This window comes from Pseudomonas floridensis (genome assembly GCF_002087235.1).
GTDB classification, from domain to species: Bacteria; Pseudomonadota; Gammaproteobacteria; order Pseudomonadales; family Pseudomonadaceae; genus Aquipseudomonas; species Aquipseudomonas floridensis.
This window is the reverse complement of the sequence record NZ_MUIO01000009.1, coordinates 65072-81515: the sequence shown is the minus strand read 5'-3', so window position 1 is coordinate 81515 and position 16444 is coordinate 65072. Positions and strand designations below refer to the sequence as shown.

At 54.4% G+C, this 16444-nt stretch carries 19 protein-coding genes; 9 read left to right on the top strand and 10 right to left on the bottom strand.

The genetic code is table 11. The features are described from left to right. Nucleotides 1–107: 107 nt before the first annotated feature. The 3 genes from BZK31_RS02910 to BZK31_RS02900 all read right to left on the bottom strand — a co-directional run bounded on the left by BZK31_RS02910 (nt 108) and on the right by BZK31_RS02900 (nt 4527). Entirely contained in the window at nt 108–1511 is a 1404-nt protein-coding gene (locus tag BZK31_RS02910; protein ID WP_083181172.1) for a site-specific integrase, read from the bottom strand. Then, nucleotides 1508–3406: a MobH family relaxase gene (gene mobH / locus BZK31_RS02905; protein WP_083181224.1), complete on the bottom strand. Its 1899-nt coding sequence runs from the start codon at nt 3404–3406 to the stop codon at nt 1508–1510. The genes BZK31_RS02910 and mobH overlap by 4 nt, the downstream gene beginning before the upstream one ends. Nucleotides 3407–3834: 428 nt before the next feature. Further along, complete coding sequence (locus BZK31_RS02900; protein ID WP_083181171.1) at nt 3835–4527, bottom strand: SOS response-associated peptidase; 693 nt, start codon at nt 4525–4527, stop codon at nt 3835–3837. Nucleotides 4528–4639: 112 nt separating this feature from the next. Between BZK31_RS02900 and BZK31_RS02895 the strand changes: the two genes are divergently transcribed. The 3 genes from BZK31_RS02895 (at nt 4640) to BZK31_RS02885 (ending at nt 6950) form a co-directional block, all read left to right on the top strand. Next, on the top strand, nt 4640–5074 hold the full coding sequence (locus BZK31_RS02895) for a LexA family protein (RefSeq protein ID WP_003318766.1): 435 nt from the start codon (nt 4640–4642) through the stop codon (nt 5072–5074). Continuing rightward, nucleotides 5061–6341 (top strand): translesion error-prone DNA polymerase V subunit UmuC, encoded by a 1281-nt coding sequence (gene umuC / locus BZK31_RS02890; protein ID WP_083181170.1) that lies wholly within the window; start codon nt 5061–5063, stop codon nt 6339–6341. Before BZK31_RS02895 ends, umuC begins: the two co-directional genes overlap by 14 nt. 219 nt (nt 6342–6560) lie before the next feature. Further along, a complete protein-coding gene (locus BZK31_RS02885; RefSeq protein WP_020314295.1) occupies nt 6561–6950 on the top strand; it encodes a DUF3742 family protein in 390 nt (129 codons plus the stop codon). Nucleotides 6951–7000: 50 nt separating this feature from the next. On the opposite strand, the gene BZK31_RS02880 is transcribed toward BZK31_RS02885, so the two are convergent. The 5 genes from BZK31_RS02880 to BZK31_RS02860 are packed head-to-tail and all read right to left on the bottom strand — an operon-like array spanning nt 7001 to nt 11709. Continuing rightward, complete coding sequence (locus BZK31_RS02880; RefSeq protein WP_083181169.1) at nt 7001–8539, bottom strand: conjugal transfer protein TraG N-terminal domain-containing protein; 1539 nt, start codon at nt 8537–8539, stop codon at nt 7001–7003. Continuing rightward, nucleotides 8536–8910, bottom strand: a complete 375-nt coding sequence (locus BZK31_RS02875; protein ID WP_083181168.1) for a hypothetical protein — start codon at nt 8908–8910, stop codon at nt 8536–8538. Before BZK31_RS02875 ends, BZK31_RS02880 begins: the two co-directional genes overlap by 4 nt. Nucleotides 8911–8912: 2 nt before the next feature. Then, entirely contained in the window at nt 8913–10304 is a 1392-nt protein-coding gene (locus tag BZK31_RS02870) for an integrating conjugative element protein (protein WP_167377827.1), read from the bottom strand. Next, the gene (locus tag BZK31_RS02865) at nt 10301–11239 is read right to left on the bottom strand and encodes a TIGR03756 family integrating conjugative element protein (RefSeq protein ID WP_024960184.1); all 939 of its coding nucleotides are present in this window, start codon (nt 11237–11239) and stop codon (nt 10301–10303) included. Before BZK31_RS02865 ends, BZK31_RS02870 begins: the two co-directional genes overlap by 4 nt. Next, a complete protein-coding gene (locus BZK31_RS02860) occupies nt 11236–11709 on the bottom strand; it encodes a TIGR03757 family integrating conjugative element protein (RefSeq protein WP_080337793.1) in 474 nt (157 codons plus the stop codon). Before BZK31_RS02860 ends, BZK31_RS02865 begins: the two co-directional genes overlap by 4 nt. Before the next feature lie 289 nt (nt 11710–11998). Between BZK31_RS02860 and BZK31_RS02855 the strand changes: the two genes are divergently transcribed. The 6 genes from BZK31_RS02855 to BZK31_RS02830 all read left to right on the top strand — a co-directional run bounded on the left by BZK31_RS02855 (nt 11999) and on the right by BZK31_RS02830 (nt 13800). Further along, nucleotides 11999–12250, top strand: coding sequence for a PapB/FocB family fimbrial expression transcriptional regulator (locus BZK31_RS02855; RefSeq protein ID WP_005783306.1), 252 nt, complete (start codon nt 11999–12001; stop codon nt 12248–12250). A gap of 145 nt (nt 12251–12395) precedes the next feature. Continuing rightward, the gene (locus BZK31_RS30265; RefSeq protein WP_016981068.1) at nt 12396–12518 is read left to right on the top strand and encodes a hypothetical protein; all 123 of its coding nucleotides are present in this window, start codon (nt 12396–12398) and stop codon (nt 12516–12518) included. Nucleotides 12519–12620: 102 nt separating this feature from the next. Continuing rightward, nucleotides 12621–12884, top strand: a complete 264-nt coding sequence (locus BZK31_RS02845; protein WP_003317483.1) for a hypothetical protein — start codon at nt 12621–12623, stop codon at nt 12882–12884. Nucleotides 12885–13018: 134 nt separating this feature from the next. Beyond that, nucleotides 13019–13207, top strand: coding sequence for a hypothetical protein (locus tag BZK31_RS02840; RefSeq protein WP_003317484.1), 189 nt, complete (start codon nt 13019–13021; stop codon nt 13205–13207). A gap of 63 nt (nt 13208–13270) precedes the next feature. Continuing rightward, entirely contained in the window at nt 13271–13495 is a 225-nt protein-coding gene (locus tag BZK31_RS02835) for a hypothetical protein (protein ID WP_083181167.1), read from the top strand. Nucleotides 13496–13548: 53 nt separating this feature from the next. After that, complete coding sequence (locus BZK31_RS02830; RefSeq protein WP_003317487.1) at nt 13549–13800, top strand: hypothetical protein; 252 nt, start codon at nt 13549–13551, stop codon at nt 13798–13800. 274 nt (nt 13801–14074) lie between these two features. Here the strand turns inward: BZK31_RS02830 and BZK31_RS02820 are convergent, their stop codons facing one another. After that, nucleotides 14075–15490 carry a DNA cytosine methyltransferase gene (locus BZK31_RS02820; RefSeq protein WP_020342650.1) on the bottom strand — a complete coding sequence of 472 codons (1416 nt, stop codon included), beginning with the start codon at nt 15488–15490 and terminating at the stop codon, nt 14075–14077. A 261-nt stretch (nt 15491–15751) separates the two neighbouring features. Next, entirely contained in the window at nt 15752–16321 is a 570-nt protein-coding gene (locus BZK31_RS02815; protein WP_017279736.1) for a DUF2846 domain-containing protein, read from the bottom strand. Between the last annotated feature and the right edge of the window lie 123 nt (nt 16322–16444).

Sequence of the window (16444 nt, the reverse complement as noted above, 5' to 3'; positions counted from 1 at the left end):
GGCCCATATGAAGCAGTCATTAGGCCTGATAACTAAATAATCGGCATCGCGATGCATCTGCTGATAATGGCAGATTGAGTATTTTTACAAATATCCAACGCAAGTGATCAGCCTGACCTGCCGATCCATCCGGCCAATTCCAGCATTTCAGGGCGTAGATGCCGAGCATCCTGGCTTGGGACAGGTCTTTCCTCGATTACTGGTTCAGCACCAATTCCTCCGCCGGCAATGTTGTTCTGTACCCACCTGGTGAGTTCCCCCAAGCTTCTCAACAGATCTTCTGGACTGGAGCAGCCTAACGGTAGCTGGCTGACTGCGGTGTCGCGGTCACTAGTGGGTGAGGGCGTCTCGTCGCGGTTCACTGTCCTGGTATCTTGAGCATTTGATGGGCACATGGTCGAGACCGGTGTAGGCAGTGCGCGGGGCCTAGCCAAGGCCTGGCCGACTGAGCTTTCGGCTTCTGCAGTTGTTTCGCGAGTCGTAGTCGATGCAGTCAAGTCCTTAACTGGAGCAGATATTGATCGGTGTCTATCAGCACGCAGCGTCGCATCCGGTTTTGCCATGTAGCTGATTTTGGCCGGCCGCTTTCCTCGTTCGTTCATCACCTCCCGCATCATGTCGTAGTCGGGTTCGATGTAATCCATCGTGGTAGCTATATTCGAGTGGTTCAGCAATTTCTTGGTCAGATAGATGTTGCGCTCCGGTAGCGTCATTAGCTCACTGGCGATCGTGTGTCGGAAGCGGTGAGGCGTCATCCGTACACCGGTCATCGCAGTGAGTTTTTTATACATCGCCTCGACTTGGTTGGAGTTCATCTCATGGCGGCGGTAGTGGCCTGAAAATCTGTTTACGTTGAACAACTGGTCACCCGGCTGGAACCTCAAGGCCTTCGCTGCTTGCATAAGTGTTTCTAGCTGAGCCATCAGGCCGTCCGGGATAGGAATCAGGAACTCACGATGAGTCTTCTCCGTTTCGCCTCTGACTCTGATCAGCCGGTCGCGCAGGTATACATCCGCATATCTCAGGCATAGCAGCGCGTTGAGTCTGATCCCCGTGTAGTAGAACGTTTCGAACACGCTCAGCCAGAACCAGGCAGGTGTAATTTCTGTCCGTTTCGCGGTGGCACGCTCCTCTGCGGTCAGCATCCTCAGCCAGTTACGAGCGCGGACGCTTGCGTCGTTCGCAACTGTCTTTTTTGGGCGCTTGGGCGGCATCACACGCGTGTTTTTAAGTGGGTTAACAACCAGCTCCAGCAGACCGTGCTCGATTGCATAGCCGTAGATGGTGCGCAAATGGCTGGAGTACGTGTTCCAGCTGCGCTTGGAGATACGCTCGAGCTCAGACCTGCGCCAGTCAAGCATGTCTCGGTGGGTCGTCTCACAGGCAAGGCAGTCGCCGAAGAATCTGACGTAGGATTTTGTGGCAGCCCAATAGATCTTGACGGTGTCGGGCCTAAGGTCATGAGTGAGTATGTATTCCTGGGTCAGTTCCGGAAGCGTCATCGGTTTCATTCAGATGTGTCCTTGTCTACCAATTCTGCCAAGCTGATGACCGGGTTGTCATAGGGCACCTCGCTGAAAACGTCGTTAGGCTCTATGAGCAGATAGCCCCGCAGTTGCTTGCTTTTTCGTGGTCCTTTGACCAGGCATGTCCAGATGTTCAGGCCTGCGCCAGTCTTGCGATGTTTTTTCAGCTTCTCAAAAGAACGCTGAACGACCTGCCAAGCTTCCAGATCCCGCTCTTTAGCTTCACGCTCTATGCCCGGGTGCTCAAGTGCGTAACGTTTGAATATGTCCGGGCTCACCAGGAACGCAGTGCCATCCACGGTATGCACACGTGCCTTGGCATCATTGATGATGATCCTGTGGGAGATCACGCCCCCCTTCAGCCAGGTGAGGAAGTTCAAGCCGTGGCTTGAGCTACCTTCCGGCAAGACTTTTGCCGGCTCTTCGACTGGGGCTGTGTGGTTCTCTGCCTTGTTACCCACAAGCTGCCGAGGTTGGCTAAGATTGGTAGGTGCCGGAGGAGGGGGCAAAAACGGAATCTGATCGTCATCGCCTACCTGCTCGGGTGCTGGTTGAGTCGGTGCTGTCGCTACCGGGTCCGGGAACAGATCGAGCAGCTCGTCCAGCGCATCAAAATCTTTTGCTGCAGGAGGTGCTTGCTGAGGTGCAGGGCGCACTGCTGATGCCGCAGGCGTATTTTTGCTGTTCACCGGTTGAGATTCGTCGCCTCCAGCAGGAACTTGCTCGTTGTCATCCGCCATTGGTGCAGATTCCACGGTCAGCGTACCGGTATACGTCTCAGGTCTATCAGTGGTGTTTGGCCAGATCAGTGCCGGCGCTATTTTCAGCACTGTGAACGTGTTCTTCCAGCCACGACCATTGTCGATGCTGGCCTTCCAAATGGCTTTTCCCTCTCCGTTGGGCTGAATGATCGCTTGATCCTGGAGCAGATTGAACATTGGGGCGTTGGAAGAGGGGATGTGTTCGATACCCTGAGACAGCAGAAGTGCTCTGAGCTGATCTACAGCTGGCTTGCTGACAAGCCACAAGCCTTCCTGAGTCAGCCATCCGTCTGAGGGACCGTCGGGCTGATTCAACTTGAATTTATCCGCCACGAGCATCCTCAGGCCTTCAGCCAGCTGCCTTTGGATAGACTGCTTGGGCGCTGACATAGCTCGGCCAGGATTGCCTCCGAGTTCCTGTGCCACGGATGCCTGGTCAGCTTGGGAGACAATTTCACCAAGGATATCGGCATGCTCATACTGACCTGCGAACGCGAACACGAGTTGAGACCAGAGCTCGGGAAACCCGCTGAGCCAGTCCAATGCCTTCGCCGGAATCACATTGGAGTAGATCAGCGACGAAGCTGCTCCATGCAACCGATAGTCTCGACCTTTCACGTACTTGAATCGGTATGGCTGATCCAGAGGCCCGTGCCATGGATGCCAGATAGTGCCATCTGCGAGTTCAACCTTGACGTCTACCGCAATCTTTCCCAGGTCGTGGACGAGCGCACCATAGGCCGATGCTGCAGACCATGCTTCTGACTGAGCCGCTTGCGACTCGGGCGGCGCTCCGATGGGGAGCAGATACATTTGCCGTATCTTAAGTGCGTAGGCGACGATTTCGAGACCGTGATCCAGCATGCCACCATGATATGCATGGTGATGATTCTCAGAGGCTGGGAGATGCTGCACCAAGGCTGCGTAGCTCTTGAATGCCTGCATGTAAAGCGTCTCGAACTGCTCACGGGGCAGAGAGGTCCGCTGCCAGATGTTTTCAATCAACTGGCGCCGTCGGGAAGTCGACAGCAACGCGTCGGGAGATTCTGGTTTGAAAAAGCCTGCAGCAGCATTGGACGAGATCGGAGACGCTTTTCTTCGCGTGAAGAAACTAAGCATTTAGGCACCCATGATGAAGTCATTGGTGGGCCTTTTGCTTTATATGGCTCAGCGTGACAAGTCGAAACCTATATCCATCCTGGAAAGGTTATACACATAAGCCGTCACTCGATTGGCTGGGATCCAAACAGTGACAGAATCGGATGTTGCCACGCTTGCGTAAAAAAATGTAGCCTCCAAGTGACTGTTAAGTAACATTTTTTGTAAATTTCATTTTTATTGAGGACGCCTTTCGAACCCTTTCGGCATCCATTTCCGGCGGACTCGCCGGCCCTTTCGGGTAAGGCACTTACCCTTATTCCCCCATTCCATTCAAACCCTTCGCTTTGCCATTTGCTTCAGCCCATTTCGCCCTTTCGGTGCGGACTACCGGGGGCAGACGAATACGGACAGCCGTTGGTCGGGTCGAAGCCAAAGGCGTGGGGCAGTCAAAGCTCAACGGGCTGGATGAGCTCCGGTCCTTGATTCCGCACGTTCCCCACTGCGCGATCAACCGGGAACCATTCAAAATCGTCAACAATCCTGCAGTGCTCTTTTGCCAACGCTTCGGCTTTCTGCGGTGTAGTTTCGGAATCAAGCCATGCCCGCGCATCTTCTGCCGTCAGTACCACCGGGCGGCGATCATGAATGTCCACCATTCCCGAGTCGCTTGCCGACGTGATGATGACAAACCCGTCGCCATCATGCGGCTCAAGCCCTCTGTGGACCTGGGCCAATGCCGCGAAGAACATAGGCTTTTTACTCTTGAGACGGATGAAGTAGGGCTGCTTTTTCTTGGGGTCATCCGGGTCCTTCACCCATTCAAACCAACCGTTCGCTGGGGCAACTGCCCGTCCGGTAGGCCAGAGCTCTTTGAAGAACTTTCCCGTCATTACGGTTTCGACTCGAGCGTTGATTGGGGCTGGTCGTTTGCCTTTCGCCCAGAAAGGCTCCCACCCCCACCGAACCTTGTCGACACTCAGACCCCCCTCGGTGGGACGGATGATCTCAACCCGAGTGCTAGGAGCCACGTTGTAGCGCTCTATGGGCAGGAGGTCGTACCCATTGATCACGATCTGCTCTGGGGCAAGCTCCTTGAGGTAGTGGTCCATGGATTCGTAGATCGAGTAGCGTCCGCACATGATGTCACCCCAATGTCACTCGTCGAAAATGCCTTTCAGTACGATTGACCGCGCGCGGGCCAAAGAGTTAACTGTATATATATACAGCTAACTTTATAGAAAGGTCTTCATCATGAGCGTAGTCATTCTTGGTCCGTTGTCTGAAGGGGGTATCAAGCTACCGCTCTACTCATTTCAGGTGCCAGCTGGATTTGCTTCTCCCGCTGTCGATTACATCGAGAAGCACGTGTCCCTAGACGAACTGGCCGAGGTACGGGCACCGCATGTCTACCTGGCGAAAATTCTCGGAGACAGCATGATTGGGGCAGGTATTTTTGATAAGGATTTGATCGTCGTTGATCGCAGTCGCACTGCCGAGCATGGAGAGATCGTTGTGGCAGCGCTTAATAATTCGGAACCGATTTGCAAGCGGCTCTTCATGATGGATGGGGTTGTCAAACTTCAATCCGAAAATAGTGCCTACCCGTCCAAGCACATCCTGGAGGGTGACAACCTCGTCATCTGGGGCGTAGTGAACTACAGCATGCGCCGTCATGGAAAAGCATGAGGCTGTCTTCGCGCTTATCGATTGCAATTGCTTCTATGCCAGCTGCGAGCGTGTTTTTCGTCCAGATCTGGAGAAAACGCCCATCGTGGTACTCAGCAATAACGACGGTTGCGTCATCGCCCGTAGCTACGACGCCAAGCCATTTGTGAAAATGGGGGCTCCCTATTTTCAGATCAAAGAGGTGTTGCGCCGCCACGGCATAAAGGTGTTCAGCAGCAACTACGCGCTCTATGGCGACATGAGCGAGCGTGTCATGTCGATCATCGAGTCGATGGTGCCAGCCTCCGAGGTCTACAGCATCGATGAGGCGTTTGCAGACCTCACCGGGGTCCCTGGCGATCTCACAGCGTTCGGTCGACGCATCCGGGCGAACATTCTTAAATGCACTGGCATTCCTGTTGGTGTGGGTATCGGTCCTACGAAAACGCTCGCCAAGCTGGCAAACCACACTGCTAAGCGACTGCTATCCCACACAGGCGGTGTTGTAGACATTTGCGACCTGCATAACCGCAACTGGGTACTGCGTAATACGGCGGTCTCAGAGGTCTGGGGGGTAGGGAAGAAGATGAATGCCCACCTGGAGGCTATGAACATCCGCACCGCAATGGACCTTGCAACCGCCGACCCGCGTACTCTGCGCGACCGGTTCAGCGTGGTCATTGAAAAGACCGCACGTGAGCTGGCAGGTACTTCGTGCCTGGAGCTGGGCGAAGCTGCACCACCCAAGCAGGAGATATGTTGCAGCCGAATGTTCGGGAAACGGCTAACCACCATTCAGCCTATCAAAGAGGCGGTGGCCACCTACACTCAGCGTGCGGCCGAGAAGCTCCGGTCTCAAAACTCGCTGTGCAAGAAGATCCGCGTCAGCATCCGTACCGGCATGTTCAATCCGGAAGAAGCCAAGTACGCCAACGGCGCTTTGGTTGAATTGCCATACCCCACCAACGACGTGCGCTTGATGACCAGGGCGGCGACTGAGGCAGTGAATCGTTTGTTTCGACCGGGGTTCAAGTACAGCAAAGCTGAGGTTCTGTTGCTGGATCTGAGACAGCCTGGCGAATTTACGGATGACATGTTCGCTGCTTCGCAGCCGGCATCTTCGGAGAAGATCATGGGAGTCCTGGACGAGATCAATACACGCTGGGGCAGAGGGACTTTACGAGCTGGGAGTGTTCCTTCCAATCCAGAGTGGGCTATGCGTCGCGAGCTGATGAGTCAAAGTTATACGACCAGGCTCGATCAGTTGTGGGAGGTGAAAAGTGTGTAGCAGCTCTGGAATGGTAGGGATGGAAGCGCGGACGCACTTGGATTACTGGAACAGTATTTCATTTGAAAACACTGTCGTACCGAAGCGTTATACGGTCTGAAACAGTCGGCCGGCTGTTCGTCGGAAGGTTGATTTCTAAGGGAAAGTAGGTTGAATATGTGAGTTTATAGGTCTATAAATGATGTCAGAACGACATGTTGATTGAGTCACGAGGTGGCTATGAGCACAGTTAAAGTACAAGGCAGCGCTGCAATGCGGATCGGGCAGGGCCTGGGCCGTGGTGTGGCTGCAGTTTTGCGCCTGGAAAAAGCTTTGTGGTCATCGCTTGGCCGTGCCGGTATACCTGCACTTATTGTGACCGCTGTGAAGTGGAGTGCTCGGGTGGCTGTCCTCGGTGCTGGAGCGCTGCTCGCAACTTGGGGCTTGCTACAGCTTCTTGGATTGCTTGCCATCATCGCGATCGGAATCGGCATCTTTAGCAGCCCTTCGATTCAGCAGGGATCGCAGAGCGTCGACTTTGACTTGGATGCCAACAAGGCAACGAAGATCGAAGTCCGTGAAGGCTTGGATGGTTATGGGACTTATGTTGGTAGCCATCGGGTCGAGTAAGTGCGCCAGGTAGCTGTTTCAAACCAGTACCTGGCACATTACGTAGTCGGTCAGATCTTCCCTTTGGCTACTGACATAGCCAACTGTCCACCTTTCCCTCCAGCGTCCTGAGCCGCGCTAGTGCCAGTAGCCAATCCGCTCATCAAACTTCCTAGTTTCGCCCCACTCCAGCCCAACGCTACTATCCAAAAGCTGGGGAGCACGATGAACATCGCTCCCATCACGAAGTCCAGCAGCAGATCTCCTTGCGCATTGCTCGCTCCAAATACCGGGTCAAAATTGGTGTGAGGAACATTGCTGCCGATCCCGTTGCCGTAGAGGGCATCGAGAATCGTACTGTCTACCCATCGTGCGAGCTGGAACCAGAAGTCCACGAAAATCAAGGCAAATGCTGCGAAAGTCACCGTCATCACGACTTTCAAGTCGAACGCCCCGATCACCAGTACAAACGGAATGCAAATGATGAGAGCCATCTTTAGGAAGGCCATCACCATGGGCGCTGCTTGCCTAACACTGTCCATGGCTGGATACATCACAAGAGATCCTGCTGCCTGACCAGCTGTAGCTGCAAGGCGTGTGAAGTCATTTAGCACAGAGCCACCGACTTGACCGCCATAGTCTGAATAAACCTGACCCTGGGTCAGTTGCTGCTTCCTCGGAGAGACCAGATCCCGGATGACCGAGTCGCTCACTTCGGTCTGGGTCATGAATTTTGCCCACTGAGCAAGCTTGCTCAGCAGATCTGGACTTACCTGTTCCAGCAGCCTGGCTCTGAGCCCGACGCTTCCATCCGACCACCATTGAGTACATGTAGGAAACCCACCACCACCAGTGGTTTGTGGCAGGCCCGCGTCCCGGGTTGCGTCATAGGGCCATCTGGTTCGGGGAGTGTGTGACCTGAACCCTGAGAAACCATCGCTGTAATAGCCGGATGTTTGCAGGAAGAAGTGCGAACCGATCCAGTTGACGTCGTTGAATTGATCATTGCTGAGGGTAGGCTGGGTCATGAACAGCTTTGCGCGCGCACGTGCGTAGCAATCGTTCGTGAAGTCAGCGACCTCCTGGGCAAGCAGCGGATCGTTGATGCGGGCCTTGTTGACGTCCATCCGGACCTGTTGCAAGTCCACTCCACAGGGAATAGCTGCGACTGAGGCTGCAGTTGCTGCCTTGGACATCGCGTGCACAAATAGCCACCAGACGGGCACCGTAGCGCTTTTTCCGTTAAGCGTACTGAAGGAGGTTTCCCAGCCTGTATCAGCTGGATTGGGTATTGAGTATTGGCACTGCTCTGAGCGGCTTCGGTCGAACTGGATGGTATCAATGCTGACGTTTACCAGAGGCATGCAAGCCAGGATGATGACTAAGATTGCCGTATAGAACCGGTTTTCTACTCGGGCCAACGAGAGGACTCCCTTGTTGCCCTCATCAGCTCCCTCACCGCGGGCTCTGAGCCATTCGCTGATGACAATGGCGGCGAAGGGGGCTGCGAATAATCCGCTGTCCTCGATCATGTTCCAGATGCCGCCGTTTATGAGCCATCCAACAAGAGTCAGGTAATACTCAAGGTAGTCATTCGTGTGCAAGATCATGGCAGGTCAACTCCCGCTACAGTGGCGGCGCGGCGAAGCTCGAAAAGGAGAACGACGAAGATGGCCATGACCTCGCAGCGCCGAAGTCCCGAGGGGAATAGATTTGTGTCTGATGCTCGCTGTTTGAGGGTGCGCCTGAGCCTGTACCAGCCGAGCCCTATCGCTGCGTAAAGCGACAACCGCCAGACCAGCATGTAGTTGTAGTGCGCTTTTTGCCATTCCCTGAACTGCTCAATATCTCCAAAGAAATGCGCGATGGCTGTCATGAAAATCACAGCCAGAACAATGGTCAGCAAGACCGGCCAGGTGAGTGACACTAGCGCTTTCGCGCCCCTACGTAGCCATCCCTTGGCAACCGGCAATGAGCTCATGGTCAGTTACCTTTAGAAGGATTCTGCAGCTGATCGAGGCGGTCGGGCGTTGGATCGCCTTGAAATATGCCTTTGGAGCTGTCTTTCCGGCTCTGAGCCCTCTGTAGAATGGCTGTCGGTGAGTTGCTGGCCAAGCTGCGACGCATATCCAACTCGGTCTTGAGGTTGTCAATTTCCTGTTGCAGGCTGCTGTTCTGCTGACTGACCGCCTGCAGGGCCACATCGTTGGCGGCAATGTTCGGCTCTTTGCTGCCGGTAAACATGGTGCGCTGAAGCAGTAGTGCCTTGCCGAGAACCTCAGATAAAGCGACCTCTGAAGCAAGACGTTTTGCGAGAATATCCTGGTCATGCTCAGTCCTGAGTGCCTCGACCACTCCACGGGTAACAGGCAGAGAATCGCTGCTCGCTGCAGTCAAGTTTTCTGAAGTGAGGGACTTGCTGCCCGAGATCAATTCCTGCAGCGTCTTGAGCTTGGAGTCGTAGGATTCCTGGATGAGAGGAGTGAGCCCGACGCCGGCGGTGGAGGTTGTTTTGGTACAGTCCTCACAAGTGCGTTGTTGTTGCTCTCCCAGTACACGATTGGCGAACGTGGTGGCTGCCTGAGGCGAGGACCAGGTGGAACACACCATGCCGTTGTTGCAGGCCGACGGACTAATGGACGATGTATCGGCGGCGCCGCGTCCGTTCAGCAAGTTGTATCCCGCACGAGTAACGTCACCTACGACCTTGATAGGTTGCTGGCCAGATCCGCCGGCCTTATTTCCTCCGAGCCAGGTGATACCGTCATTCCCTCCCTGCTTTTCGACCTGTGCAACGGCTGAGACAGCATCTGTGTTCCCGTTTTTCACCGCCTGACTCATAGCCTGGCCCTCGGCGATCTTGTTCCAGCCCATCTGTCCTCCAGCGACATCGAGCATCTTGTCAGCAATGGCACGACAAGTGCCTTTGGAGCGGTCGAAGTCAAGACGACCCTGCAGAATGCCGTTGGTGAGCAGGTTGTACAAAGCCGGGTTAGCCCGCTGGATAATCAGTCCTGGTAGTGATGAAACGGCGCTGGTAGCGTTCGAGATCATCGACCCCATGATCGTCTGAAATCCGGAAGTTGCGCCATTCAACTGATTCTGGAGCGTGTTATTCATACTCATGTTTCCGCAGACCAGGTTGCTGTTCCAACCTCCGCCGATGCTGATGCTATCCATATTCCCCGCCGTACCCATCGTCACAGCGTTGCCGCCTCCAACGCTGTAGAGCACGTCGTCACCGATCACGCTGCCCGATGAGCTTGCATTGATTCCCGGGATTTCGGCGAGAGCAGTATGGGCCGTCAGGGTGCTCATGAATGCAATAGTCAGAAAGGCAGCGCGGCGCATAGTTGAAGTCCTCTTGATCATCATTGAAAGTCCGTACTGCCAAGAAAGGTTTGTCCTTCCCGCTTGCAGCAGGAATACGGGCGCCATAACGCCCAGGCGTAGCCACCATCTGTTGCCTGCACACGGGGCTGGGAGTTTGGAAATACCGCGCAGCTTTGACTGAGGGTCGGCGTGAGCTCTTGCCACTTACCGGTGGTGGCGTCGGTCTCGATCAATTCTCCTGCCGGCCAGTAGCCTGGTTGCGGCTGTGCCAGAAGCGGTTGATAGACATGAACCTGACCGCTGCGAGTGACCACGTCACCTGCACGCTGCGCGATCACGGATGCCGCCTTGTAATCGTCGGCTTGATGGATAAAACCACTGCGAGGGTAGACGCTTCCCCACATGTCCCCCGACGTCAGACCACCCACCTCTCGACGTCCGGGAATCAGTGCTTCTGGATACACTGATTCTGGAACGCCGTAACGCCAGGCGACAGTGTCCAAAGTGCTCAGCAGGTAGGGCATGTAGGGCGTGGCAGCACCCTGGCAGGCATAGCCCGAGGCGCTGGCAAACTTACTGAATGTTGCTCCTCCGGGGTGGCCTATGACGTCAGCGTTTTTGAATTTAGCCAGGCTATCTTCGTTGTTGTGATTGGTGGTTCCGTCACCGCCATCTTGGGCGTACGAAGTTGATGAGCTTAACGAAGAGACCTCAACCCACGGGTTTTCACCGGTATTCGAGTAGCTTGAGACCACGGCGTCTGGAACGAAGTGACGAACCTTGGTCGACGTCTTTACCTTGCATCCAAACGGGGTGCAGAGCAGCCAGTAGCAGATTCCAACCACCTTGTACTCCAGGCAGTCAGGCGACAGGGTTGAGGCGACCAGGGTGGCAGATGTCACCGTGCCCGCTGCTGCCGGCCAGGTTGAGATCGACAAGGCCAAGGCTGCCCACGCTGGAGGCTTTCGCAGGTTCATCGCGGGGCATCTCCCTGGCCAGATGCGTTCTGATGATTGGCGGCGGCGCGCCACTGGGCAATGCGATTTTCAGCCGCTGTAGCGTTGGTTTCCCCGTACACAACAAACTTGCGGTCGACCACCACTGCAGGCACCTTCGTTACCCCCATGCTCCAAGCGTCTACGAGGTCTTGTTGAGCTAAAGCCAGATCTCGTTGCAAGCGCTGCGCATCGCTGCTCTTGAGGCGTTGCTGCATGATTGCGATGGATTGTTGCTGATTAGCCGGTAGTCCTTCAGAGAGCTTGGCCTCAAGCCTTTCTGATTCGTCCAGGAGGATCAACCGGACACGTGCCGGTGCCTGGACTGGGTGGTTCCGGTCAGTAACGATCCACGTCTCTGCGTTAACGAAGGGGACCTGAATGGCCGCAATCAAGATCAGGAAGGTCATGCGGTTCTTGCAGCTGAAGCGATAGGGGCTGGAGGGGGGCATTAGGCATTACCTGCAGGTGGTGTCAGGTACAGAAAACGCGATTAATGAACTGTCGTCTGTAGGAAACCGTTATCGGGACGGTTGGGGTTTGATGGCGCCTGCGAGGGCCGAGCGGCCGCCATCGAGCAGCAGGCGCGGTAGTGTTTAGGTAAACAGCACTGCAAGCGGGCCTGTAATCTTAATGGAGATGTTTTGTGGTGGCGTATAGGTCCAGACACCTCCGCAATCGCCGTGCTTAAGATTTCCGATTACGGTAAAGTTGCTGGTCCATTGTTTGTCTGGAGTTTCGATGTCGCAGCTCAAAGAGTCAGGGTTGATCCCAGGCAAGGTCACGTCTCAGCACTTCGACGTGCTGCTGTCGTTTACCGGAATCAGAGGGAAGATGCTTGAGGCAGCGCTGCGTGCGCATTTCGTCGACGGCCTGTCTCAGCGGGATGCAATCCAACAGACTGGCGTGAATCAGAGCTTGCTGTCTCGGAAGGCTGCAGCGTTACAGGTCATGAGTGGGCGTCTTGAGGATGCATCAAAGTATTACCGATAACGGAAATAAAAAGCTTCCAGAGTATTTCCGAATACGGTAATGTGTCCTCATTCAATCGAATCACTGGGGGCAGCAAGTGAGTTCCAAGCCGCATAAAATCAAGCGTCCTGCACTAGAGCACATACTCTGTCACCTATCGCTGGAAGTGGCATTTGAAGTTGCTCATGCACGCTGGCCGGGCGTGAAGTTGGGGTACATCGGTACTGACCGCAAGACCTTCCAGCATTACTTTCAGGAATGGGGCAACAACGAGCCCTTCATTCTTTGAGCAAATATCGTCCATCTACACCACTAGCCCTGCCATCAAAAGCGGGGCAGAGGCCGTAGAAGGATGCCCCTTTGGCATCCAACTCCTTGAAGGGCTGACCCGATGCCTCTACCGAAACGCAAAAACATGACCCTGCGTGAGCAGGAAACCGCTGCTAAGGCCCAGTGCCACGACTGGAACACCACGCACCCTGAAGGGGCGGCCGTATTTTACGAGGAGCTGTTGGGCTCTGGTGAAAAAATCAAGACCAAAACCCGCGGCAAGGCATACGTCATGTGCTGCGAGCCGGTTATCATGGTGGAGGATGTTTCGGGTGCTGTATCCCTTGACCACTGCACTGTTGTTGCAGGGCACGCAGTTGCATAGGAAAAGACCTTATCGCACTCAGTACCTACCGCCGGCCTGGCTGCCGCTCAGCTTCACTCCAAGCCTCGCTTCGTGCGGGGCCTGGCCGGTAGAAACACACGACTTTTACACCAAAAAGACAGAAGGAACGTCTTATGAAATTAGCATTGACTCAATTGATTGCGGTTTTGGCTTCAATAGGTCTGGGGGAAGCAGGGCAGCGCACTGCAGATCTGGCATACACCGAGGCAGGTATTATCGCTCTGCTCTTGGGAACAATTCTGATGATGGCAGCCTTTGCGCGCGAGGTCTTTGAAGTGCTGCGTGAAAAGTCATTGGTATGATACGCAGGACTGCCTATCAACGATTCGGCTGTCGATAGCCCCACTCAGAGCGGAAAATAGACGATGAAAGACATTGACCCGATTGCCCAAATCTTGGAACGGGCCCGTCAGCGCATCGAGCAGGTGGCCATAGCTGGCGACCGTGAGGTGATGTTCCACAGTGCGGCTGAAGCTCAGGGTTGGATAGGGGCTTTGCAGGCAGAGAATTTGCTGGGTAATGAGCAATGCGAAATGCTTGATGCAGAATTGAAAGTGGCCGTTTCAAAGTGGGATGGTGGTCCAGAGTAAGTAATCTGGACCGACTATTGCCGCAAGGTCCTATCCGAACAGGAAATTCAGGCATGACCAATCTCTATGAAGCCTTGCGCGCAACTGCCAATAAGTGGCGAAAGATCAACCAGGATCACCGTGGCGGCATAGTGATGATCTGGCAAGGCACTGTGTACGGTTGGAAGGATTCATTGCGCGACGCGAGCCATGAGCGCCCAGGTGTATTCGCAGTGGATGAAACTGGCCACATTTTCATCGCCGCTGGAGGTGATGACTATAATGGTGCAAAAGGCTGGGTGGCGGCTGACCTGGACAAACAGTAGGGTGATACGATGAAAACGTTTCTGCTTTATTTAGTGCTCATTTTTGGGGGGACGGCTGCTGTCGTGGCCGGTGCGGTAGCATTGGGGTATGACTCGTTTAGCGCAATGACCGGCTGGGACAATACAGGGACCCCGGAGCTTGTATTCTTGGCCATCTGCGCTGTATTTGCGGTTGTATGCATAGTACAAGTTCGGAAACTCAACAAGCTCTATGGCCGGCGTTGAAACCCATCGAGTATAGGCCGGCGCTACCCGTAAGGTAGGCCGGACGTTTTCAAGCCGCCATCGCACTTGCCGGACTGGCAGTTCTGTGCAGCTTCGTTATCAACTTTCCTACAGCGGCCGCTATCGCTTCGAAAGCGGTATAGATGACAGATTGGCCCAGTATTTCGTGGCCTGTGGTGTTGGATACTCCTTCAACGATCTCAACCGGTATGGTTTTGACGCGAGCATGTTCGCTTACCGTCAGAAGCCTGCTGAGCGCCGGGTTTCTTGGGTGTCGAATAAATGGTTCTGTCGATCTTGCCTTCGCGTACCCACGCCCAATACAACCGCATGAGGTTGCTTCAGGTGTCAGTAGTTGCCTGCGAAAGCCCTTGCCGCTGGCGATATCGCGCTCCTCTTTACGTCCCAGGTAGTCATAGCACTTCCAGCTTTCATCAGTTTCTGGCACAGCGTCCATGAGATCCTTGAGTGAGCGCTCTTTTGTGCGAAGAGGGGTGATCTGATCCAGTGTCAAAGGCTCAAAAGCCCCCTCCGTGTATGCAACCAAAGCCATCCTGGACCTGCTTTCGAATGCCCCGAACACTGCTCCGTCGAGGATGCACTCGAACAGCCGGTAGCCCAATGACTTCAACACAGATCTGATCACTTCCATCGAAGTGCTGGTCTGGTAATCAGGTACATTTTCGACGATTGCCATGACTGGGTTGGAGTACCGGACAAAGTCCAGAAAGTCTATGAATAACGAGCCTGCGGACGGATGTTGTTCGGCTGAACTGAGTTTGTTTTTGGCCTTGCCTGCACGGGAGGCTCCAGTACAAGGAATGCCCGCAACAACCAAGTCACATTCCGGGGTACCCGTGCCGCGTTGCACGTCCCGAACATCTGCACAGATTGCGAATGAAGTGTCTCGCCAAAGCATCGGGTTGTTGCGCAAGCTGGCGTCCAGGTACTGATCTTCAACCTCAATACCAATCCTGACAAACGTATCAATTCCTGAGCGTGCCAGGCCGGCGTGTATCGCACGATCCAGCACGCCTCCACCGTGGAACAGACTGCATACCGCCAGTGGTTCTTGTGCATCGAGCTTGCGCTTCAGTCGCGCCAGGCGCTCTTCAATCCTCTTGTCATTGTCGAGGGGGGTGATGACGATCCTTCCCAAACGAATGACAACTCGGACTTTCTCTGCGGTCTTGAACAAGCTTCTGAGTAGGGCTGTCCGGATCTCGATGAGAGGCGTCGTGATTCCATTTTTAACCCGCCTGGAGACCGTGACATCGCCTGTGTTGAGCTCTGGTGATGTGGCAGGCACGAGTTCCAGCCTGGTCTGTCCTTCTGGGCGGATGAGTGAAAAGCGAGTTCCTATTTCGATGCCGGCATTCAATAGTTTTTGGCCCTCAAGCCAAATACGTGGGACGCCGCGGGCTTCCCCAATTTTAGGGGTGATGAGCAGTGAGAAGGTATTCATGTAGGGTTCTCGAAACGGGAACCCGGCCCAATGGGAGGATTCCCATTGGGTAGATGAAGTGAGGAGTGTGCAGCCACCAACGTCAGTTGGCTGCTCGCGCTTCCGGTTGCTTTGCGAGCTTTGGGGACGTTCACGCAGCTAGCTGCGTCGAGGCCACTAGTAGGTAGCCCTCATTACGGGTTTGAAGCTGAAGTTACCTATCCAGGTTCTTACAAGTCCGCCAGTTGTGTCAAGGGGCGCAATCGGTACAGCGAGACTATTCTAAATTGGCATAGGGGGCACAAGACGGCAAAAGCTCATCCTCTTCTCAGCTATTTCTCGCGGGACCATAGCCCATCGGAAAAAAAGCCGTTCTCCACCAAAGAGGCCATCCTTAAGAATACCGAGCGTCTGATTGTCAGAAGGGGGCTCTCCACTGATTTGACCGGCGATGAAATATACGTTCCCTTTTTGGACGGTGAGATTGAAACGGTCTCCGATAAAGGAGCCGCCTAACGGCGGAGTTTTAGCCTCAAAGACGTGGGTGCCCTCAGGCAGTTGGAGCTTCAGGTAGCCACCAGAAGGTAGCTCGGCCACTTGCTGTTCATCAATTTCGATATACAGGGTTACGTGGCGAGCAGCTCTGTGTATCGGACGATAAACGTAGACAGTTGCGCTATCATTATTTGCTTCTGCCGGCCCTCGATAGTAGGGCTGATGGTCTAGTGATGGACCGCTAGAGCAACCTTGCAGCAAGCCTAATATGCCCATCAGGCAAACAGAAAAAAATATACGAGACATCAGAAGTTCTCTCTTGACTTTCTTGTGCATTAAAAAAACGTTAGCCACCATGGCGAACTAACTCATTGCCGTCCCTTATCCTACAGAGGTCATTTATGCGATTTTTGGCTATCCGTACAGTTTAATGCTGGCAATAGTAAGCAAACCTGCATCCAAAGCAAGCGCGCTTGCAAG

What these genes read in the sequence shown, in the direction of transcription:
- BZK31_RS02910 (WP_083181172.1), bottom strand. Translation starts at nt 1,511, where the DNA reads ATGAAACCGATGACGCTTCCGGAACTGACCCAGGAATACATACTCACT.
- mobH (WP_083181224.1), bottom strand. Translation starts at nt 3,406, where the DNA reads ATGCTTAGTTTCTTCACGCGAAGAAAAGCGTCTCCGATCTCGTCCAAT.
- BZK31_RS02900 (WP_083181171.1), bottom strand. Translation starts at nt 4,527, where the DNA reads ATGTGCGGACGCTACTCGATCTACGAATCCATGGACCACTACCTCAAG.
- BZK31_RS02895 (WP_003318766.1), top strand. Translation starts at nt 4,640, where the DNA reads ATGAGCGTAGTCATTCTTGGTCCGTTGTCTGAAGGGGGTATCAAGCTA.
- umuC (WP_083181170.1), top strand. Translation starts at nt 5,061, where the DNA reads ATGGAAAAGCATGAGGCTGTCTTCGCGCTTATCGATTGCAATTGCTTC.
- BZK31_RS02885 (WP_020314295.1), top strand. Translation starts at nt 6,561, where the DNA reads ATGAGCACAGTTAAAGTACAAGGCAGCGCTGCAATGCGGATCGGGCAG.
- BZK31_RS02880 (WP_083181169.1), bottom strand. Translation starts at nt 8,539, where the DNA reads ATGATCTTGCACACGAATGACTACCTTGAGTATTACCTGACTCTTGTT.
- BZK31_RS02875 (WP_083181168.1), bottom strand. Translation starts at nt 8,910, where the DNA reads ATGAGCTCATTGCCGGTTGCCAAGGGATGGCTACGTAGGGGCGCGAAA.
- BZK31_RS02870 (WP_167377827.1), bottom strand. Translation starts at nt 10,304, where the DNA reads ATGATGATCAAGAGGACTTCAACTATGCGCCGCGCTGCCTTTCTGACT.
- BZK31_RS02865 (WP_024960184.1), bottom strand. Translation starts at nt 11,239, where the DNA reads ATGAACCTGCGAAAGCCTCCAGCGTGGGCAGCCTTGGCCTTGTCGATC.
- BZK31_RS02860 (WP_080337793.1), bottom strand. Translation starts at nt 11,709, where the DNA reads ATGCCCCCCTCCAGCCCCTATCGCTTCAGCTGCAAGAACCGCATGACC.
- BZK31_RS02855 (WP_005783306.1), top strand. Translation starts at nt 11,999, where the DNA reads ATGTCGCAGCTCAAAGAGTCAGGGTTGATCCCAGGCAAGGTCACGTCT.
- BZK31_RS02845 (WP_003317483.1), top strand. Translation starts at nt 12,621, where the DNA reads ATGCCTCTACCGAAACGCAAAAACATGACCCTGCGTGAGCAGGAAACC.
- BZK31_RS02840 (WP_003317484.1), top strand. Translation starts at nt 13,019, where the DNA reads ATGAAATTAGCATTGACTCAATTGATTGCGGTTTTGGCTTCAATAGGT.
- BZK31_RS02835 (WP_083181167.1), top strand. Translation starts at nt 13,271, where the DNA reads ATGAAAGACATTGACCCGATTGCCCAAATCTTGGAACGGGCCCGTCAG.
- BZK31_RS02830 (WP_003317487.1), top strand. Translation starts at nt 13,549, where the DNA reads ATGACCAATCTCTATGAAGCCTTGCGCGCAACTGCCAATAAGTGGCGA.
- BZK31_RS02820 (WP_020342650.1), bottom strand. Translation starts at nt 15,490, where the DNA reads ATGAATACCTTCTCACTGCTCATCACCCCTAAAATTGGGGAAGCCCGC.
- BZK31_RS02815 (WP_017279736.1), bottom strand. Translation starts at nt 16,321, where the DNA reads ATGGTGGCTAACGTTTTTTTAATGCACAAGAAAGTCAAGAGAGAACTT.